Annotated in this window: 4 protein-coding genes; 2 read left to right on the top strand and 2 right to left on the bottom strand. The window is 74.1% G+C overall.

Annotation, left to right across the window (positions count from 1 at the left end):
- Nucleotides 1-92: 92 nt before the first annotated feature.
- The gene (locus Q6969_RS14430) at nucleotides 93-1,055 is read right to left on the bottom strand and encodes an aldo/keto reductase (protein WP_317231066.1); all 963 of its coding nucleotides are present in this window, start codon (nucleotides 1,053-1,055) and stop codon (nucleotides 93-95) included.
- An 85-nt stretch (nucleotides 1,056-1,140) separates the two neighbouring features.
- Complete coding sequence (locus tag Q6969_RS14425) at nucleotides 1,141-1,938, bottom strand: SDR family NAD(P)-dependent oxidoreductase (protein WP_317231065.1); 798 nt, start codon at nucleotides 1,936-1,938, stop codon at nucleotides 1,141-1,143.
- 55 nt (nucleotides 1,939-1,993) lie between these two features.
- Between Q6969_RS14425 and Q6969_RS14420 the strand changes: the two genes are divergently transcribed.
- Together Q6969_RS14420 and Q6969_RS14415 are read left to right on the top strand one after the other, a co-directional pair.
- A complete protein-coding gene (locus tag Q6969_RS14420) occupies nucleotides 1,994-2,611 on the top strand; it encodes a TetR/AcrR family transcriptional regulator (RefSeq protein ID WP_317231064.1) in 618 nt (205 codons plus the stop codon).
- A gap of 50 nt (nucleotides 2,612-2,661) precedes the next feature.
- Nucleotides 2,662-3,304 (top strand): aldo/keto reductase (locus Q6969_RS14415; RefSeq protein WP_317231063.1); only part of this gene is annotated, 643 nt, incomplete at its 3' end.

Below are 3,304 nucleotides of genomic sequence, written 5' to 3'. Positions count from 1 at the left end.
GTCCGCGACCGTGGGCCGGGCGCTCACGCCGGGGCACTCAGGCCGGGGCGCTCAGGCCGGGGCGCTCACGCCAGCGGGCTCAGGCGGCCGGCTCAGGCCAGCGGGCCCTCCGGGATGATGCCCTCGGCCGTGAGCTCGGCCCACAGCTCGTCCGGCACGGGACGCGCCGCCCGCGCGGTGCCCTCGCGCACCTCGTCCGCCGTCGCCATGCCGAGCGCGACCGTCGTGACGGCCGGGTGCCGGAGGGGGAACCGGATCGCCGCCTGCGGCAGCTCCACGCCGTAGCCCGCGCAGATCTCCGCGATGCGGCGGGCGCGGGCCAGCACCTGCTCGGACGCGGGCCCGTACTCGTAGGTCGCGTCGTCCACCGGGGAGTCGGACGCCGTGACGCCGCTGTTGAACACGCTCACGGCGATGACGCGCGTGCCGTGCTCCTCGGCCGCCGGCAGCACCTCGTGGAGCGCCGACTGGTCGAGCAGCGTGTACCGGCCGGCGACCATCGCGAGGTCGAGCGCGCCCGTGCCGATGAGGGCCCCGAGCGAGCGCGGGGTGCCGGACCCGACGCCGATCGCCCGCACGACGCCCTCGTCGCGGAGGCGCACGAGCGCGGGCACGGCCTCGCGCACGGCCTGGTCGAGGTGCTCGTCGGGGTCGTGGATCAGCAGCACGTCCACGCGGTCGAGGCCGAGGCGCGCGAGGGAGTCGTCGAGCGAGCGGCGGACGCCGTCGGCGCTGAAGTCCCACCGCCGCACGTGGTCGCCGGGCACGTCGAACAGGTCGTCGTCCCGCCGGCCTTCCGGTGCGTCGACGGGCTCGAGCACGCGCCCGACCTTCGTCGACACGACGTGCTCGTCGCGCGGGTGCTCGCGGAGCGCCTCCCCCAGCCGGCGCTCCGCGAGGCCGAGGCCGTAGTGCGGGGCGGTGTCGAAGTACCGGATCCCGGCGTCCCACGCGGCGCGCACGGCCTCGCGCGCCTCGTCGTCCGTGCGGGAGCGGTAGAGGTTGCCGAGGGGCGCGGTGCCGAGGCCGAGCTCGGGCAGGTCGATGCGGCTCATGGATCCAGCATGCTCCGGACGCGCGTCGGCGCCCGCCGGGATGCGGCGGGCGCCGACGGGAGGGGCGGCAAAGTCGAGAGGCGGCTCAGCCGAGGCGCGTGCTCCCGATCCCGCCGTCCACGTCGAGCAGGGCGCCGTGCACGAACGCCGCCTCGTCGGAGACCAGGAACCGCACGGCGAAGGCGATGTCGACCGGGCGCACGGGCACGCCGGCGACGGTGGTGGCGGTCATGGCGTCGAGCACGGCGGCGTCCGACGCGTTGCCGGGCGTCGCCGTCACGCCCGGCGCCACGGTGTTGACCCGCACGCCGCTCGGACCGTGCTCCGCCGCCCACGTGCGGGTCATCTGCTCGACGGCGGCCTTCGACGCCGTGTACGCGGCGCCGAACGGGACCCCGACCCGGGACATCCACGAGCCGATGTTGACGACGGCCCCGGACCCGCGCTCCGCCATCGCGGGCGCCAGCTCGCCGACGAGCACGTGCGGCGCGCGCACGTTGACCGCGAGGACGGCGTCGAGGTCGTCGTCCGCGAGCGCCGAGGTCGGGCCGACGGGGTAGATCCCGGCGTTGTTGACGAGGATGTCGACCCGGCCGCCGAGCGCGGCGGTCGCGTCCGCGGCGAAGCGGCGGATGCCCGCGGCGCTCCCGGCCAGGTCGGCGGGCACCGCGTGCGCGGTCCCGCCCGCCGCGGTGATCTGGTCGACGACGACGCGGGCGCGGGCCTCGTCGCGGCCGCTGACGACGACCTCCGCGCCGGAGGAGGCGAGCACGCGGGCGATCGCCGCGCCGATGCCGCTGGTGGATCCGGTGACGACGGCCGTGCGGCCGGCGAGCCGGGTGTCGGGGACGAGGGACTGGAGGACTTCTTCGTTGGACTGCATGGTCCAATTGCTACCACAGAGTGGACCGCACGGTCCACTGCGGTAGCATCGGGTCATGGCCGAGCCGAGGATCACCGCGCGCGGGCGGCTCACGCGCCAGCGCATCATCCAGGCCACCGGGGAGCAGATCCTGGCCACCGGCATCGGCGGCACGACCCTCGACGACGTGCGCGCCGCCACCCTCACCAGCAAGAGCCAGCTCTTCCACTACTTCCCGGGCGGCAAGCTCGAGCTCGTGCGCGAGGTCGCGGACTGGGAGGGCCGGCAGCTGCTGGAGGCGCAGGAGCCGCACATCCACGACCTCGGCTCCTGGGAGTCGTGGGAGGCGTGGCGCGCGGCGCTCGTCGAGTACTACATCGGCCGCGGACGCTGGGCCTGCCCCATCGGCTCGCTGGCCACGCAGGCCTCCGCCGTCGACCCGGAGCTCGAGCGCGCCATCGCGGAGGCGATGCGCGCCTGGCGGGGCTTCCTCGCCCGCGGCGTCGAGCGGATGCGGGAGGCCGGCCTGGTCGCGTCGTCCGCGGATCCGCAGCGCATCGCCACGGTCATCCTCGCCGCCATCCAGGGCGGACTGGTGCTGAGCCAGCCGGAGCGGTCCGCCTGGCCGCTCGAGGCGGCGCTCGACACGGCGCTCGCCCCGCTGCACGTCGCCCGTCCCCCGCGCGCCGCCTGATCGCACACTTTCCTTCGAGCAGGCCCATCCCCGCGGCGTACGGTCGGACCATGGAATTCAGATACCTCGGCAACTCCGGCTTCAAGATCTCCGAGATCACCTACGGCAACTGGCTCACCCACGGCTCGCAGGTGGAGAACGACACCGCGACCGCGTGCGTGAAGGCCGCGCTCGAGGCGGGGATCACCACCTTCGACACCGCGGACGTCTACGCCAACACCAAGGCGGAGACCGTGCTCGGCGAGGCGCTCAAGGACGAGCGACGTGCCTCGATCGAGATCTTCACCAAGGTCTTCGGCCCCACCGGCCCCAAGGGCAAGAACGACACGGGCCTCTCGCGCAAGCACATCATGGACTCCGTCGAGGGCTCGCTCCAGCGCCTCCAGACCGACTACATCGACCTGTACCAGGCGCATCGCTTCGACTACGAGACGCCCCTGGAGGAGACGATGCAGGCCTTCGCGGACGTCGTCCGCCAGGGCAAGGCGCTCTACATCGGCGTCAGCGAGTGGACGAGCGAGCAGCTGCGCGCCGGCCACGCGCTCGCCACCGACCTCGGCTTCCAGCTCATCTCGAACCAGCCGCAGTACTCCGCGCTCTGGCGCGTCATCGAGGAGGAGGTCATGCCGACCTCGAAGGAGCTGGGCATCTCCCAGATCGTCTGGTCCCCCATCGCGCAGGGCGTCCTCACCG

Origin of the sequence: Clavibacter sp. MX14-G9D (assembly GCF_032917815.1) — a bacterium.
Classification (GTDB): domain Bacteria; phylum Actinomycetota; class Actinomycetes; order Actinomycetales; family Microbacteriaceae; genus Clavibacter; species Clavibacter michiganensis_K.
This window is presented reverse-complemented; position numbering and strand designations above follow the sequence as displayed.